Origin of the sequence: Methylomonas sp. EFPC3, from assembly GCF_029643245.1 — a bacterium.
Lineage (GTDB): Bacteria > Pseudomonadota > Gammaproteobacteria > Methylococcales > Methylomonadaceae > Methylomonas > Methylomonas koyamae_B.
Genome location: NZ_CP116398.1, coordinates 3,383,992 through 3,399,507, shown reverse-complemented (window position 1 = coordinate 3,399,507; position 15,516 = coordinate 3,383,992). Strand labels below are relative to the sequence as shown.

Genomic DNA, 15,516 nt, shown 5'->3' with positions numbered 1-15,516 from the left:
ACACAAAAAAGGCCCGGATTCAACGGGCCTTTTTGTTAAGCAGGTTTGTTTACAGCTGTACTGATGAAGTAGCGCTGGAAACTTTTTGTTTTGACGCATCTGGATCGTCCATGCATCCGCTCAAGCCGGCAATCATCAGTGTCATAGCCAATAAAGACAGTACTTTTTTCATAATTCCTCCAAAAAATTTTAATTTTTACGTGCTCGTCAATCGAACACGGAAGGTTTTATAACACGGCTAAAAACAGATACGCAAATTCAGGGTTATTATCAAATTGTCAAGCCCTTAAACGAATAAGGCCCGCAAATGCGGGCCTTACATCAGGAGTCTGAAATCCTGTAACGGCTACGATTATTTTATACCGCTGCCTTGTTGGTTGGTAGAACCGTAACCTTTTGGTTTTGGGTTGCCTTGGTCTGGATCGTCCATGCAACCGGCCAAGCTCACCATAACCATAACCATAGCCAAAACAGAAAATACTTTTTTCATAACATCCTCCAGATTTAATGGGTTTTTATAATTTTGAGTGTACTTAAACGAAGCACGCAAAATTTATAGCATGACCAATCTGCGCATGCAACACCCTTTTTCATATTGCGTCGATGTCCATAGGCAGGCTGATTTTGATTTCCCTACCGACCCAGCGTGCCGAGCCTATCGTTTGCCAGCTACCGGATAAATTATTGTTTCTTAAATCTTTCTCCCAGGTAAACGGCGCCCTGATTTTCTTCATTTTGATGATGAACTGGGTGTTATCCAGGTCCAAACCGCCTTTGATACCCCAGAAAGCAGTGATTTTCATGATGAATTTTTTCAGCCGCAATTCGTCGATATTCGGCGTAACGGCGATATTGGCCCACATCGAATGCACCCGCCCCCAGTTGGGCGCCAACAGCCGGCCCTGCTGGTCGACGAACGGTAACCAGCGCTCGGTACCATCCGCGTCGAGATAGGTAATCGCCAAAATATGGTCGTAGCCTTCGAAATGGTCGTGCAGATACAAAGCATGCGGCGTGATGCCGAGAAAGGTATGCGACATCATCAACAGTGCATTGCTCATATTGTTCAGCATGCTGGTCACCGGCGTTTGCCGGGTGTCGACGTGCAAGCGGTAAAGCAAACCGTAATGTATGCTGCTGTTGAGTTGAAACAAGATCAATACCAACAACACTTTACTGATCTTGTGGACGCAACTTCTGGCCGAGATCGCATGCTCAGCCTCGAAAATTCGATGGTAAAGACTATTTTCGGCTGCGTCGGCAACCGGCGGAGCGCAACTGCTGTCGCAGACTAGACGTTGCCGATTGTCGGCTATCGCCCGATAGCGCTTACAAATCCATCCGTAGAGTAACGGCAAGCGCATTGTCCAGCCTGCCAGCGCCGGGTAGCCCATCGCCACCAGAATTTGCGAATAAGTGTCGACACCTGCATAGACCCGGCCTTGACCGTCGACCGCGTAAAGATCCTTCATCAGTTGTTCCTGCCCCAAATGCGACAAAGCCGGATATTCGGCAGCATGGATTTGCGCGGGCTTGAAATCGATACGGCGCAATATGTCGAAATGGTTCAAGGTCAACACCGTGCGATTGCACAGAGGACATTGCTGGTCGTAAAACACGGTCAAAACCGCCTGTTTGGCGCAAAGCCGCGCTCCGATAAAACGGTACCAACCAAACGGCATCATGAGTGCATAGAAAATCAACATGCCCATACCGAACGGATAGATATTCAACGAGAGGGCGATGCCCAAATGCAGCGACAATCCCAGCAGAAAGTACAACCACCTGAAATTCCGGCGGAAGTACAAAAACAAGAAACTGAACTGGAAAACGATGATGGTGTAACCGATGGTCTGTTGCAGGATCTCGATGTTCAGCAGCCAGGACATATCGAGCGCCGATATGTAGTAAGGCATGGAAGACGGTAGCCAGGCGCCAAGGCCGTTGCGCCAATGCTCGGCGAACATTTTGTGAATCGCCGAATCGAAATATAAAAAGCCGAGGCAGACGATGACCGGTAAATGGTATGTCAAGGCCGAGACGGTTTCCGGTCCGTAGGCGGAATACTGAACGAACGGATTACGCAATTTGCGGCGTAATCCGTCGATGGCGAATGCCCGGTCCAGCGGCATGAAGATCAAACAGAAATTGGCACCGGTCATGAACAAATCGAAGCCGCCGTCAAAATCGCGTTGCATCGGGGTGAAATTGACGAAAACCAGCCAGAACAGATAGTTAGCAATACTGCTGACTTGGCAACGGTAACCCGCGGCCAGACATATGGCCACTACTGCCCACAGCCAGAGAAAGAACGGAATCATCGGAAATTCGACATCCAGGAACGGAATCGGATCGAAAATCAGATGGTTGAAATACAGCAGAAACAACACTTCCTGCAACGTTACCAAACCAAACAGCAGCCGAAACAAGCCGATGCCGGTTGCCGGAACCCTTTCCGAATAAAGCCTATTGATTTTTAGAACTAACGATTTGTACATGATGGATCGGCAGGCCAAAAGACTACCGATTATAAGGGATTTTGCCGAAAAGCCGGCTCAGAGGGCGAAAAAAAAAGCGGCTACGGGATCTGTCCGTAGCCGCTTTTTCCAGAAAAGCTTTGTAAGCGCGAGCAGGAAACGTTGCTTATTCTTCGTCTTTAGGTTCAGCGAAAACCCATTTTACGAAGAAATAGCCAGCAGCGATGATTACTACCGCGCCGATCATGCCAGATGGTTCTTTCAGCATTTCTGTTAAATCTAAGATCGCTCCCATGGGTGCCTCCTACCTTAAAGTTAGTTGTTATAAAATGTGCCATTTCGTTGGCGGTCGAAGTTCATATGTTACTTTAGCCACCCTCAAAGTCAAGCAATTCGTGGCTGTCCGATAAAGATAGCGGCACAATTGCTATCCGGACCGAATATGGTAGTATGCCATTTCAACCTGAATTTTTAGAACAATAAAAAAGTACAAGGGGAATAAATATGATCGGTGGCATTGTAATGGTTTTGACCGCTATCTGGGTTTACCAGAGCATGATGAAGGCTAAAAAATCCAATGTTTTGATGTGGGTGGCCGCGTGCGCTGCAGCATTTTTCGCAGTGGAATTCATCGCCCAAATTTTCTGCATCGAGATCATCGATGCCCTGGGCGGCAAAGACATCGGCGACACTTACGACCGCGATTTGGCCAGCGTCAGCGACAGAAGAACCCAGGAAAACGCCGGCGGTTTCTTCGTCAACAGCTTGTGCGAATTATTTCCCTCGATAGCCGGCTTCCTCGTCGTCGCTGTCGTCCGCACCTTGGTGATTTTGAAAGAAGCGTTGACTCCGGCAAACCTGTTCAGCGGCGTCAAAGAGATGTTTATCAGCATTAAAGACAGCTTTAAAACCTCGTCCGGCAGCTAAGCCGTTCCGATTCGGTAAGCCCAAGGCAACTTGGGCTTACCACGGCAATCATTCAACCGCCAACGACGGCCGACACGATACTGACTATCGCCAAAATAAACAGTACCGTCGCAATCAAGCCGACGATCACGTAGGCCGGCAGCGAGCCATGCTGAAAATCGATCTCTCTGTTCTTGTTGCTTTGTACGCCAATCGCGGCGGCTATCACGCTTTTTACGACGTGCAACAGACTGGGTTTAGACATGGTTTCCCTCAAATCTTGATTTGCCAAAATTTCCGATCAGCCGCCGTTCCAATATCACTCTTCGATCAACTGCCCGCATGAATAGCTCCGAACGTTTACACCAGCTTCTGTCACAGCGAATTTTATTTCTGGATGGCGCCATGGGCACCATGATACAGAGCTACAAGCTGGAGGAGAAGGACTATCGCGGCGAGCGCTTTGCCGACTGGCCGGTCGATCTGAAAGGCAATAATGACCTGCTGTCGATCACCCAACCCGATGTCATTCGCGCCATACACAAGGCCTATCTGGATGCCGGCACCGACATTCTGGAAACCAACACCTTCAATTCCACCAAGGTGGCGATGGCCGATTACCGGATGGAAGATCTGGCCTACGAAATCAACGTCGCCTCGGCCCGCGTCGCTAGACAAGCGGCCGATGCGGCAACCTCGCTGACACCGGACAAACCGCGTTTCGTCGCCGGCGTGCTGGGCCCGACCAACCGCACGTCGTCGATGTCCCCTGACGTCAACGACCCGGGTTTTAGAAACATCACCTTCGACGACTTGGTTGACGCTTACAGCGAAGCCACCCGTGGCTTGATCGACGGCGGCGCGGATATTATTCTGATCGAAACCGTATTCGACACCCTGAATGCCAAGGCGGCGATATTCGCCGTCGAATCGGTATTCGACCAAATCGGTTACCAATTGCCGGTGATGATTTCCGGCACCATTACCGACGCCTCAGGCCGCACCTTGTCCGGCCAGACCCGCGGCCGCATTCTGGACTTCGCTGAAACACGTCAAACCGATTTCGATCGGCTTCAACTGCGCGCTCGGCGCCCAGGAACTGCGCCAGTACATCGAAGAATTGTCCAACATCGCCGACACCTACGTCTCGGCCCACCCCAACGCCGGCCTGCCCAACGAGTTCGGCGAATATGACGAAACCCCGGAAATGATGGCCGCCGAACTGGCCGACTGGGCCGCCAACGGTTATCTGAACATCATCGGCGGTTGCTGCGGCACCTCGCCCGACACGATCCGCGCCATCGTCGCCGAACTGAGCAAATATCCGCCGCGACAAATTCCGGAACTGGAAAAACGCTGCCATCTGGCCGGCTTGGAAGCGATGAGCATCGGCCCGGATACCTTGTTCGTCAACGTGGGCGAGCGGACCAACGTTACCGGTTCGGCGGTGTTCAAGAAGATGATCGTCGAAGAGCGCTACGAGGATGCCCTGGAAGTGGCGCGCCAACAGGTGGAAAACGGCGCGCAAATCATCGACATCAACATGGACGAAGGCATGCTCGATTCGAAAGCGGCGATGGTGCGCTTTCTGAATTTGCTGGCGGCCGAGCCGGACATCGCCAAAGTGCCGGTGATGCTGGATTCGTCGAAATGGGAGATACTGGAAGCCGGCCTGAAATGCATCCAAGGCAAGGGTATCGTCAACTCGATTTCAATCAAGGAAGGCGAAGCCAAATTCATCGAGCAAGCCAAATTGGTACGCCGCTACGGCGCGGCGGTGATCGTGATGGCCTTCGACGAAGTCGGCCAGGCCGACACCATGGCGCGCAAGATCGAAATCTGCAGCCGCGCCTACAAGATTTTGACCGAGCAGGTCGGCTTCCCGCCGGAAGACATCATCTTCGACCCGAATATTTTCGCGGTCGCCACCGGTATCGAGGAGCACAACAATTACGGCGTCGATTTCATCGAAGCCACCCGCGCCATCAAGCAAAACCTGCCGCATGCCTTGATTTCCGGCGGCGTATCCAACGTCTCGTTCTCGTTCCGCGGCAACAATCCGGTGCGGGAAGCGATCCACGCGGTATTTCTGTACCACGCGGTGCATGCCGGCATGGACATGGGCATCGTCAACGCCGGCCAACTGGCGATTTACGCCGACATTCCGGAAGAGTTGCGCAACGCAGTCGAGGACGTGATTCTGAACCGCACCCCGGACGGCACCGAAAGACTGCTGGACATCGCCGAAAAATATCGCGGTAGCGGCCAGGCGGCCAAGCAGGAAACCCTGGAATGGCGCGAATGGCCAGTTACTAAACGCCTGGAACACGCTTTGGTCAAAGGTATCGCCGACTTTATCGAGGAAGATACCGAAGCCGCCCGCCTGGAAGCGGAAAAGCCGTTGCACGTCATCGAAGGCCCGTTGATGGACGGTATGAACGTGGTCGGCGACCTGTTCGGCGAAGGCAAGATGTTTCTGCCGCAAGTCGTCAAGTCGGCGCGGGTCATGAAAAAAGCCGTGGCCTACCTGATGCCGTTCATGGACGCCGACAAGGACGGCGCCGCCCGCGAAACCAACGGCAAGGTGCTGATGGCCACCGTCAAAGGCGACGTGCACGACATCGGCAAAAACATCGTCACCGTGGTATTGCAATGCAATAACTACGAAGTGATCGACATGGGTGTGATGGTGCCGGCGGAAAACATCTTGAAAACCGCCCGCGAGGAAAAGGTCGACGTGATCGGCCTGAGCGGTTTGATCACGCCGTCGCTGGACGAAATGGTCCATGTCGCCAAGGAAATGCAGCGCCAGGGCTTCCAAATTCCGTTGTTGATCGGCGGTGCCACCACATCGCGCGCCCACACCGCAGTCAAGATCGAACCCAACTACGAGCATCCAACTGTTTATGTCACCGACGCCTCGCGTGCGGTCGGCGTAGTCAGCTCGCTGCTCAGCCAGGATTTAAAAGCTGACTTTGTCGCCAAAACCCGCGACGAGTATGCCCAGGTCCGTGAACGCCATAAAGGCCGCCAGGCCAAGAATCCGCAGCATCCGCTTGAAGCCGCGCGGCGTAACCGTTTCGACCATGCCGGGCATCAGCCGGTTAAACCGAAGTTCCTCGGCACCCAGGTCTTCGACCATTTCCCGCTGGCGACACTGGCACAATACATCGACTGGACACCTTTCTTCCTGACTTGGGAACTGTCCGGCAGCTACCCGGCGATCTTGCATGATGCGGTCGTCGGCAAGGAAGCCAGCAAATTATTCCAAGACGCGCAGGACATGCTAAATCGCATCGTCAGCGAAAACTGGCTGACCGCCAAAGCTGTGATCGGCTTTTTCCCGGCCAACAGCGACGGCGATGACGTCATCGTTTACACCGACGACAGCCGTAGCGAGCGGCTCGAAGTGCTGCACCATTTGCGGCAGCAGAACGTCAAGGCGCCGGGCCGGCCGAACTATTGCTTGTCCGACTTCGTTGCGCCGGTTGAAAGCGGCATCGCCGACTACATCGGCGGTTTTGCCGTCACCGCCGGTATCGGCATCGAAACCAAACTGGCCGAATTCGAACAGGACCACGACGACTACAGCGCCATCATGCTGAAGGCCCTGGCCGACCGCCTGGCCGAAGCCTTTGCCGAGTATATGCATTTGGCGGTACGTAAAGACTACTGGGGCTATGCCGAGGATGAAAATTACGACAACGCGGCGCTGATCGAAGAAGCCTACCGCGGCATCCGCCCGGCCCCCGGTTATCCGGCCTGCCCGGACCACACCGAAAAAGCCAAGTTGTTCGCACTGCTGAACGCCACCGAGCATACGACGATCACGTTGACCGAAAGTTTTGCAATGTATCCGGCGGCGGCGGTTAGCGGCTGGTACTTCTCACATCCGGAATCGCAGTACTTCAACGTCGGCAAGATCGACCGCGACCAGTTGGAAGATTATGCGCGGCGCAAAGGCATCAAGCTGGAAGTGGCGGAGCGCTGGCTGGCGGCACACTTGAACCACTGATCAGGCCAAGATTGATGGCGGATTTTATTTTGTACGGCACCGACGGCTGCCACTTATGCGAAGAAGCCGAAGAAATAGTCAGACTGGCCGGCTTGAGCTTCGACACGCAGGACATCATCGACGACCAAGCCTTGCTGCAGCGCTATGGGATTAAGATTCCGGTCTTGGCACACCCCGGTCGCGGCCTGGAACTGCACTGGCCGTTTGGCCCGGAACAGGTGCTTTGGCTTGTCGCCCAAACCCAGGCCTAATGTAGCCGCGACGTGTTAAAGCTTGGTGAAAATCAAATCCCAAACGCCGTGGCCCAAGCCTAAACCGCGATTCTCGAATTTGGTCAACGGCCGGTAATCCGGCCGCGGACAAAAATCCCCGCTCGGACTGCTATTCTTCAATCCCGCGCCTGCGGCCAAAATCGTCAGCATATCCTTGGCGTAATGCTCCCAATCGGTCGCCGCGTGAAAATAACCGCCGACCACCAATTTTTTATTCAGCAATTCGACAAAACCAGGGCGGACGATACGGCGCTTGTGGTGTCGGCGTTTTTGCCAAGGGTCGGGAAAAAACAAATGTACGCCGGCCAAACTGTGGTCGGCGACTTTTTGTTCCAGGATTTCGATCGCATCGTGATGGTAGATCCTGACATTGTCGATGCCGCGCTGCTCCAGCAACATCATCAAGTGGCCGACGCCCGGCCTATGCACTTCAATCCCCAAATAATTCAAATGCGGATTGGCTGCCGCCATCGCCGCCAGACTGTCGCCGTTACCGAAACCGATCTCGACGATCAGCGGCGCCTGCCGACCAAAGGCTGACACTGGATCGAACATCTGTTCCGGCGCCAGACAGTATTTCTGCCAATGGTGCTCCAGCGCGAATTTTTGGCCGGCAGTGGCGCGGCCCTGGCGGCGGATGAAACTTCGGATTTTGGACGGGTCGATACGTTGCGGTGCGGTCATTGATTCAAAAAGTCAGAACAGAAAAATGCGAAAGGCCGCCGCTAAGACAGAAGATCGTAACGATCAGCCGCCGAGGTCTACCTTGGACATCGTGATAGCGCTTTCCATGACAATTTTAAGCGCAATGCACGGGTCGATCACGGTTTTTCCGCCATGAATCGCATCCTGTATCGCCAAACCGAACAGAATCGGCCAATGTGCCGCAGCCGGACACAGCAGCTGTACCGTCGGCAGCAGGTTAGGCCACAAGGCCTTTAAGTAATTCAACGGTTTATCGGCCGGAGATTGCCGTAACGGCAGACGCAACACGCCGAATTCGGCACTGCCCAAAGTATTTGCGCTGTGGCGGAATAGTTCGCCAACATCCAGCAACGCTTGGCAGCCGGATTTTTGCGCCGCCGCTGCCGCCAAACCCCACACCGAATACTGCGACTCCGCCAACGGCGAGTTTAAAGCGTCTCCGTAAAAATAGCGGTTGCCATCGGTACCTTCAATCACAACGAAACCGGCCTCGGCAGCCAAACCTTCCGCCAAATTGCGCTGCCTGACGCTGGCCTGGCAAGCGTAACCGGCCAAAGCCCCCAGCGCGCACAACAGCGATTCGGCATGTACGCCTTTATCGTTCTGCATCGCCGCAGTCAAGCGATGGAAGACCTCTTGCGCAGCGATTTTGGCACCCGCCAGCGGATCCTCCTGACTGCGCTCACGAATCGCAGCGAGTAACGACTCGAAGGCCGGCAACTTGGTCTTGGCGTGTTGCAGGCGCCGCCGCTCGACCTGCTCGAGAAATTCGGCAAATTCCCCCGGTGCCGTGAACCAACCGGAATTGACCCGAGCTTCGCCGAAAGCCGAAACCACCACGGCCACGGTATGGCCGGACACCTTAAGCCGCTTGACCTGTTCGATTGCCGAATAGGGCATACAGATAATCGGCAACGTCAAAGATGCCTTAGGCAACAAGGCTTCTTCCTCCCGTAATTCGATGTAATGCGGTTTAAACGACGCTCTGGCAACGATCCAACCCAGCAAAACGGCGCATATACCGCTGGCAACAGTCAACAGGCCTATCAGACTGGCATACTGGGACAACGGCGCGCTGACGGCGAGATAGGCCAAGCCGCTGGTCGGCGCAAGCGCCGCAAACAGCAGTGACGCGGCGATACGACTAGGCAGCCGGTAGCGGTAACGAATTACTTCGCTCACGCCTGAAGCGGCCATGGCTGGTTAAAAATCGGTATCATTCATGCGTCCTCCGGAAATTGAGTATAGCCGCGCACCGTGTTGTTGCTAACTTCCGCCGGATACCGCCCGGGAAAGGCGGACATCATGGTTGCCCTCCGCTTTTTCCGAATGATAGGTAACTCGGCTGCCAGATACTCAATCCGCCGACAATGGATAATCGGTATACCCCTCGCTCGGTCCGGCCTCGCCGTACAGGTAAAACGTCGAGGCGTCGAACGGCGTCAATGCCGCACCGGTCTTTAAGCGGTGCGGCAGATCGGGGTTGGCGATGAAGTGCTTGCCAAACGACACCGCGTCGGCATCGCCGCTGGCGATTGCTTGCGCTGCAGTTTCGGCGCTGAAATTTTCGTTGGCGATCAGCTCGCCGCCGAAGCGGCGTTTCAAAGCCGGACTGATGGCGTCGGCGCCCTGGGCTTCGCGCGTGAAGATAAAGGCCAGCCGACGTTTGCCCAATTGTTCGGCGACATAGCCAAAGGTAGTCAGCGGATCGGAGTCGCCCATGCTGTGCATATCGCAGCGCGGCGCCAAATGCACGCCGACCCTGCCGGCACCCCATACCGAAATCGCCGCATCGGTAACCTCCAACAATAGGCGGGCGCGATTTGCCACCGGCCCGCCGTAGGCGTCGTCGCGGCGGTTGGTACTGTCTTGCAGAAATTGGTCCAACAGGTAACCGTTAGCGGCATGGATTTCGACGCCGTCGAAACCGGCCAATTTGGCGTTAGCAGCCCCCTGGCGAAACGCCTCGACGATGGCCGGCATCTCATCCAGCGCCAACGCGCGCGGAGTGACAAAATCGCGCATTGGCCGTAACAGGCTGACATGGCCTTGCGCAGCAATCGCGCTAGGCGCAACCGGTAACTCGCCGTCCAGATAAAACGGATCGGATATCCGCCCGACGTGCCACAGTTGCAAAAACATGCGGCCGCCGGCGGCATGGACCGCTTCGGTAACACCGCGCCAGCCTTCGATCTGCGCCTCCGACCAGATGCCCGGCGTATCCGGATAACCGACGCCTTGCGGACTGACGCACGTCGCTTCGCTAAGAATCAACCCGGCACTGGCGCGTTGCGCGTAGTATTGCGCCATCAGCGCGTTCGGTACCCGGCCGGCACCAGCGCGGCAGCGGGTTAACGGCGCCATGACGATACGGTTGGGCAATTCGAGGTCGCCGATACGGATGGGGTCGAACAATGGATTCATACGGTGCTCCTGCGTACTGAACTGATTAAAAAGCCGATATAGTAGCCGCAATGCGGACCAGGCAAGCGATTTGGCGGGCTATTCGGCAGCCGATACCCGAGAGATCGCCCGGAAATGCCCCCATCGGCGCAATACCCCGACTTGGTAAACAGCGCCGTCATCCGCCTGAGATCGGGATTGATCGGCTAGCATGTCGAATTAACCCGGCTAGCGATGTATCATGCCTACCTTAGCCGTTTTCGTCCGTTACCAAGCCATGACATCAACCAAAACCGATACGGATGCCCTGCTTCCGAAGTTAAAAATTACGGTGCGTCTACTCCATAACCAGGAAATTGCGATGGGGCCGGGCAAAGCCGAGCTGTTGGCCGCCATTCAAAAAACCGGTTCCATCATGGCAGCGGGTAAATCCATGAATATGAGCTATCGCCGGGCCTGGATGTTGGTGGACGTGATGAATCGTAGCTTTGCCGAGCCATTGGTGCACGCCGCGAAAGGTGGACGCCACGGCGGCGGCACGGTACTGACACCGCTAGGGCAGCAGGTGCTGGCGCAATATAGCAAGATGGTCGAAGCGGTTAATCATTCCGCGGATGACTACCTGCAACTGTTCTCCGGGTTGATGGCCCAACCGCAGCAAACCCCGGCAGACGATACCGATTCCAAACTTGCCAGCGCCGGTTGAACCCAGCCCCAGACCGAATACACTTCCATTCGTTACACCATCCATGAATATTTCTTTCGAAATCGTACCCAGAAGCCTACAGGCTTTCGACGAACAATACGCCTTTGTGCAAACCCTGAACCAAGGCATCAACATCATCAACGTGCCGGATATCCAGCGCTTCGACACCCGCAGTTGGCAATTGGCAAGCCGGGTGGACCGCAGCCGTTTCCGCTTCATCCCGCATTTCCGGGCCATTGACTTTAAAATCGACGGCGGCGAATTGTTCCGCATCATCGAAGACTACGGCCTGGATAGCGTGTTGCTGGTGACCGGCGATCCGCCGGAGGGTTTGAAACGGGCGTTTTACAATACCGACGTGGTGGATTTGATCCGCGCCGTGCGCCGCCGCTTTCCGGAGTTGAACATTTACGCCGGTTTCGACCCGCATCGCCAGGGTTTGCAGGACGAGTGCGACTATATCTGGCGCAAGGCCGATGCCGGCGCCACCGGCTTTTTCTCGCAACCGTTTTACGATCCGCGCATGGTCGAGATTTATGCCGAACATATGCAAGGGCTGGAAACCTATATCGGCATCAGTCCGATCACGACGCAGGCCTCGCAGAATTATTGGGAAGTGAAAAATCGGGTCAAATTTCCGAAAAATTTCCGTCCGGATTACGACTGGAACGTCGAGTTCGCCAACAATCTGATCGCGACGGCGGCCGAGACCGGTTTGCACGTCTATTTCATGCCGATCCGGATCGATTTGGGTAAATATTTCCAAAGAATCAATATCGGCACGACTAAGTGACGCCAGCCTCCGGCCGGCCGCACTATGCCGTTGCGACCGGCAACGCTTAGAATAGCCGGGTCTTCAACCGCATCCCGACTACCGCAATGAAAATCGTCTCCTGGAACGTCAACGGCATCCGCGCCGTGCAAGGCAAAGGTTTTGCCGAAACTCTGGCCCAAATCGACGCCGACTGCGTATTGCTGCAAGAAACCAAGGCTCAGGAAGACCAGGTGGCGCAGGCGCTGAACGGCATCGACGGTTACCATGTCCACGCCAACTCGGCCGAGCGCAAGGGTTATTCCGGCGTCGCGCTGCTGTGCCGGCAAGAGCCGTTGCAAATTCTGCGCGACATCGGCCAAGCCGACCACGATCTGGAAGGCCGAGTCATCGCCGCCGAGTACGAGGGGTTTTACGTGGTGAACGTGTATGTGCCGAATTCCGGCGACGGCCTGTCCCGACTGGATTACCGGCAAACCTGGGACCAGGCCTTCGGCGATTATCTGGCCGATCTGCAAAGCCGCAAACCGGTGATCGTCGGCGGCGATTTCAACGTCGCCCACCAAGCCATCGACATCGCCCGGCCCAAGGCCAATTACAACAAATCGGCCGGCTACACCCAGGCCGAGATCGACGGCTTCGACAGTATTCTGGCGCGCGGCCTGATCGACAGCTTCCGCCATTTCCACCCTGACCAAGTGGCGTACAGTTGGTGGAGTTACCGCGCCAACGCCCGCGAAAAGAACATCGGTTGGCGGATCGATTACCTGTTGGCCAGCGAACCGCTAGTGCCGAGCATCCAAAGCGCCTTCATCCTGCCGGAGATCACCGGTTCGGACCACTGTCCGGTCGGCATCGACATTCAAATCGCTTGAGCGCGCTGCACCAGCATCGGGCCGCCTTGCTGGCCTGCCGGCGTTGTCCGGACATGGTCGGTCCGGTGGTTTGCTGTCAACCGGTGATGTCGAAAGTGCTGCTGATCGGTCAGGCGCCGGGCGGCAAGGAAGGCCAGTTCGGCAAACCGTTCGCCTGGACCGCCGGCAAGACGCTGTTCGGCTGGTTCGCCCGATTGGGCCTGGACGAAGAACAATTCCGGCAACGGGTGTATATGGCGGCGGTGTGCCGCTGCTTCCCAGGCAAGCAGGTCGGCGGCGGCGATCGGGTGCCGAGCCCGGCCGAAATCGAAAACTGCTCGGCCTGGCTGCGCGACGAAATCGAGATCTTGCAACCGCAACTGATCATCCCGGTCGGCAAGCTGGCGATCCAGCAATGGCTGAAGGCCGACAAACTCAGCGAGGTGATCGGCCGGCAATTTCGGATCGATGCCTACGGCCGCGCTGCCGACCTGATCCCACTGCCGCACCCGTCCGGCGCCTCGACCTGGCATCGGACTGAGCCAGGGATCGGCTTGCTGGCCGAGGCCCTGGCCGCAATCGAACGCCATCCGGCCTGGCAAACTATTCGGCCGAGCGATTGACGCCGCTGATCAGCGCCTTGATCGACGCCGTCAGCAAATTATCGTCGATGCCGACGCCGTAACGCGGCGGCTGGCCATCCGGCCCGGCCAGTTCGACGAAGGCGCAGGCGCGGGCATCGCCGCCGTGGCGGCTGGGACCGAGCGAGCGTTCTTCGTAATTGCGGATGGTCACAGCGTAATCCAACACCGCCAACGCGGCGACCGCCGCATCCAGCGGACCGTTGCCGTCGCCGGCCACACAGCGCGTTGCGCCGTGCCATTGCAGTTCCAATTCGATCCGTTGGCCGCCATCGATTTCGGCTAAACGGTGGCCGAGGTAACGGAGCGGCCCAGCATCCGCCAAATAAGTCGCGTTGAACAAGCGCCAGATTTGCGCATGGCCGATCTCGCCGCCGCCGGCGTCGGCCTGTTGCTGCACCACTTGAGCGAATTCGACCTGCAAGCGGCGCGGCAAGACCATGCCATAATGGCTTTCCAGCAAATGGGCAATGCCGCCCTTGCCGGATTGGCTGTTGACCCGGATCACCGCATCGTAACCGCGGCCGACGTCGGCCGGATCGAACGGCAGATAGGGCACATTCCACAAGCCGCCAGTCTTCTGGGCGGCAAAGCCTTTCTTGATCGCATCCTGGTGCGAGCCGGAGAATGCGGTGAACACCAAATCGCCGGCATAAGGCTGGCGCGGCGGTACGCTCAAGCCGGTGCAAGCCTCGAAACTGCGCGCGACCGCGTCGATGTCGGAAAAATCCAGACCCGGCGCGATGCCCTGGGTGTACAAATTCAAGGCCAACGTGACCAGATCGACGTTGCCGGTGCGTTCGCCGTTGCCGAACAAGCAACCTTCGACCCGCTCGGCGCCGGCCATCAACGCCAGTTCGGCGGCTGCCACCGCAGTGCCGCGGTCGTTGTGCGGATGCACGCTCAACACCACGCTGTCGCGGCGGGCGATGCGGCGATGCATCCATTCGATCTGATCGGCGTAGACGTTCGGCGTCGCGTGTTCCACCGACGACGGCAGATTCAAAATGAGCTTGTTGTCCGGCGTCGCACCCCAGGCTTCGACGACGGCGTCGGCTACCTCCAGCGCGTAATCAAGTTCGGTGGCGGTGAAGGTTTCCAGGCTGTATTGCAACTGCCAGTCGGTAGCGGGTAGCGCGGCGGTCAATTCCTTGACCAAACACACCGCGTCGACCGCCATCGCCAAGACTTGAGCTTTGCTCATGCCCAGCACCAACTCGCGGAACGGTTGCGAGGTGGCGTTGACGATATGGACGATGGCGCTGCGGGCGCCGTGCAAGCTTTCGACCGTGCGGCGCAACAACGGCGCGCGGGCATGGCTCAGCACTTCTATCGTCACGTCGTCGGGAACCCGCTGTTCGGCAATCAATTGGCGGACGAAGTCGAAATCGGTTTGCGAGGCGGACGGAAACGCCACTTCGATTTGCTTGAAGCCGATGCCGCACAAGGTTTCGAACAAGCGGAGTTTACGTGCCGCGTTCATCGGCTCGAACAAGGCCTGGTTGCCGTCACGCAGATCGGTACTCATCCAGATCGGGGCGTGAGCTATGGTTCGGTTCGGCCACCGCCGGTCCGGCAACGCCAGCGGCGGAAACGGCCGGTATTTCACGGAAGGGTTGGCTAACATGGTCGGTCTCCTGTATTCGAGTTGGCGATACGATACGCCGAAGCGGCAGACAGGCGATTGCGTTTATAGCGAAGATTGGCGGTAGAATTAAATTAATATTGCTGGATATTATCTTTTTAATTAAATTTATTGCCTTGA

The 15,516-nt window shown here is 56.3% G+C and carries 15 protein-coding genes and 1 pseudogene; 7 read left to right on the top strand and 9 right to left on the bottom strand.

The features are described from left to right. Positions 1–49 precede the first annotated feature (49 nt). From PL263_RS15215 to PL263_RS15200, 4 genes are all read right to left on the bottom strand, one after another. Positions 50–172 carry a hypothetical protein gene (locus PL263_RS15215; protein ID WP_260839399.1) on the bottom strand — a complete coding sequence of 41 codons (123 nt, stop codon included), beginning with the start codon at positions 170–172 and terminating at the stop codon, positions 50–52. 180 nt (positions 173–352) lie between these two features. Beyond that, complete coding sequence (locus PL263_RS15210) at positions 353–490, bottom strand: hypothetical protein (RefSeq protein WP_186289665.1); 138 nt, start codon at positions 488–490, stop codon at positions 353–355. A 100-nt stretch (positions 491–590) separates the two neighbouring features. Further along, entirely contained in the window at positions 591–2,498 is a 1,908-nt protein-coding gene (locus tag PL263_RS15205; protein WP_278210127.1) for a DCC1-like thiol-disulfide oxidoreductase family protein, read from the bottom strand. Positions 2,499–2,643: 145 nt separating this feature from the next. After that, on the bottom strand, positions 2,644–2,772 hold the full coding sequence (locus PL263_RS15200) for a hypothetical protein (RefSeq protein WP_255189959.1): 129 nt from the start codon (positions 2,770–2,772) through the stop codon (positions 2,644–2,646). A gap of 209 nt (positions 2,773–2,981) precedes the next feature. Here PL263_RS15200 and PL263_RS15195 point away from each other — a divergent pair, with 209 nt between their 5' ends. Further along, positions 2,982–3,404, top strand: a complete 423-nt coding sequence (locus tag PL263_RS15195) for a hypothetical protein (RefSeq protein ID WP_278210126.1) — start codon at positions 2,982–2,984, stop codon at positions 3,402–3,404. A gap of 52 nt (positions 3,405–3,456) precedes the next feature. On the opposite strand, the gene PL263_RS15190 is transcribed toward PL263_RS15195, so the two are convergent. Next, positions 3,457–3,648, bottom strand: coding sequence for a DUF2970 domain-containing protein (locus PL263_RS15190; protein WP_140913902.1), 192 nt, complete (start codon positions 3,646–3,648; stop codon positions 3,457–3,459). A gap of 77 nt (positions 3,649–3,725) precedes the next feature. Here PL263_RS15190 and metH point away from each other — a divergent pair. Further along, positions 3,726–7,398: pseudogene (gene metH, locus PL263_RS15185) on the top strand (methionine synthase). Between the two features lie 14 nt (positions 7,399–7,412). Then, positions 7,413–7,649 (top strand): glutaredoxin family protein, encoded by a 237-nt coding sequence (locus tag PL263_RS15180; RefSeq protein WP_278210125.1) that lies wholly within the window; start codon positions 7,413–7,415, stop codon positions 7,647–7,649. A gap of 15 nt (positions 7,650–7,664) precedes the next feature. Here PL263_RS15180 and trmB read toward each other — a convergent pair whose 3' ends face one another. From trmB to PL263_RS15165, 3 genes are all read right to left on the bottom strand, one after another. Beyond that, positions 7,665–8,354, bottom strand: a complete 690-nt coding sequence (gene trmB, locus PL263_RS15175; RefSeq protein ID WP_278210124.1) for a tRNA (guanosine(46)-N7)-methyltransferase TrmB — start codon at positions 8,352–8,354, stop codon at positions 7,665–7,667. Positions 8,355–8,417: 63 nt separating this feature from the next. Further along, the gene (locus PL263_RS15170) at positions 8,418–9,557 is read right to left on the bottom strand and encodes a hypothetical protein (RefSeq protein ID WP_278210123.1); all 1,140 of its coding nucleotides are present in this window, start codon (positions 9,555–9,557) and stop codon (positions 8,418–8,420) included. Positions 9,558–9,731: 174 nt separating this feature from the next. Next, positions 9,732–10,799 (bottom strand): alkene reductase, encoded by a 1,068-nt coding sequence (locus PL263_RS15165; RefSeq protein ID WP_278210122.1) that lies wholly within the window; start codon positions 10,797–10,799, stop codon positions 9,732–9,734. 220 nt (positions 10,800–11,019) lie between these two features. Here PL263_RS15165 and PL263_RS15160 point away from each other — a divergent pair, with 220 nt between their 5' ends. The 4 genes from PL263_RS15160 to PL263_RS15145 all read left to right on the top strand — a co-directional run bounded on the left by PL263_RS15160 (position 11,020) and on the right by PL263_RS15145 (position 13,733). Continuing rightward, a complete protein-coding gene (locus PL263_RS15160; protein ID WP_278210121.1) occupies positions 11,020–11,484 on the top strand; it encodes a winged helix-turn-helix domain-containing protein in 465 nt (154 codons plus the stop codon). 43 nt (positions 11,485–11,527) lie between these two features. Continuing rightward, positions 11,528–12,277, top strand: a complete 750-nt coding sequence (locus PL263_RS15155; protein ID WP_278210120.1) for a methylenetetrahydrofolate reductase — start codon at positions 11,528–11,530, stop codon at positions 12,275–12,277. Between the two features lie 86 nt (positions 12,278–12,363). After that, a complete protein-coding gene (locus PL263_RS15150) occupies positions 12,364–13,131 on the top strand; it encodes an exodeoxyribonuclease III (RefSeq protein WP_278210119.1) in 768 nt (255 codons plus the stop codon). 53 nt (positions 13,132–13,184) lie between these two features. Next, positions 13,185–13,733, top strand: a complete 549-nt coding sequence (locus PL263_RS15145) for a uracil-DNA glycosylase family protein (protein ID WP_278212885.1) — start codon at positions 13,185–13,187, stop codon at positions 13,731–13,733. Here the strand turns inward: PL263_RS15145 and leuA are convergent. Further along, on the bottom strand, positions 13,714–15,378 hold the full coding sequence (leuA, locus tag PL263_RS15140) for a 2-isopropylmalate synthase (protein ID WP_278210118.1): 1,665 nt from the start codon (positions 15,376–15,378) through the stop codon (positions 13,714–13,716). The two genes, PL263_RS15145 and leuA, sit on opposite strands and share 20 nt — an antisense overlap. Positions 15,379–15,516 lie beyond the last annotated feature (138 nt).

Coding starts and splice junctions, on each gene's coding strand:
- PL263_RS15210 (WP_186289665.1), bottom strand. CDS start 490: ATGAAAAAAGTATTTTCTGTTTTGGCTATGGTTATGGTTATGGTGAGC.
- PL263_RS15165 (WP_278210122.1), bottom strand. CDS start 10,799: ATGAATCCATTGTTCGACCCCATCCGTATCGGCGACCTCGAATTGCCC.
- PL263_RS15200 (WP_255189959.1), bottom strand. CDS start 2,772: ATGGGAGCGATCTTAGATTTAACAGAAATGCTGAAAGAACCATCTGGC.
- PL263_RS15160 (WP_278210121.1), top strand. CDS start 11,020: ATGCCTACCTTAGCCGTTTTCGTCCGTTACCAAGCCATGACATCAACC.
- PL263_RS15180 (WP_278210125.1), top strand. CDS start 7,413: ATGGCGGATTTTATTTTGTACGGCACCGACGGCTGCCACTTATGCGAA.
- leuA (WP_278210118.1), bottom strand. CDS start 15,378: ATGTTAGCCAACCCTTCCGTGAAATACCGGCCGTTTCCGCCGCTGGCG.
- PL263_RS15215 (WP_260839399.1), bottom strand. CDS start 172: ATGAAAAAAGTACTGTCTTTATTGGCTATGACACTGATGATTGCCGGC.
- PL263_RS15150 (WP_278210119.1), top strand. CDS start 12,364: ATGAAAATCGTCTCCTGGAACGTCAACGGCATCCGCGCCGTGCAAGGC.
- PL263_RS15155 (WP_278210120.1), top strand. CDS start 11,528: ATGAATATTTCTTTCGAAATCGTACCCAGAAGCCTACAGGCTTTCGAC.
- PL263_RS15195 (WP_278210126.1), top strand. CDS start 2,982: ATGATCGGTGGCATTGTAATGGTTTTGACCGCTATCTGGGTTTACCAG.
- PL263_RS15205 (WP_278210127.1), bottom strand. CDS start 2,498: ATGTACAAATCGTTAGTTCTAAAAATCAATAGGCTTTATTCGGAAAGG.
- PL263_RS15190 (WP_140913902.1), bottom strand. CDS start 3,648: ATGTCTAAACCCAGTCTGTTGCACGTCGTAAAAAGCGTGATAGCCGCC.
- PL263_RS15145 (WP_278212885.1), top strand. CDS start 13,185: ATGGTCGGTCCGGTGGTTTGCTGTCAACCGGTGATGTCGAAAGTGCTG.
- trmB (WP_278210124.1), bottom strand. CDS start 8,354: ATGACCGCACCGCAACGTATCGACCCGTCCAAAATCCGAAGTTTCATC.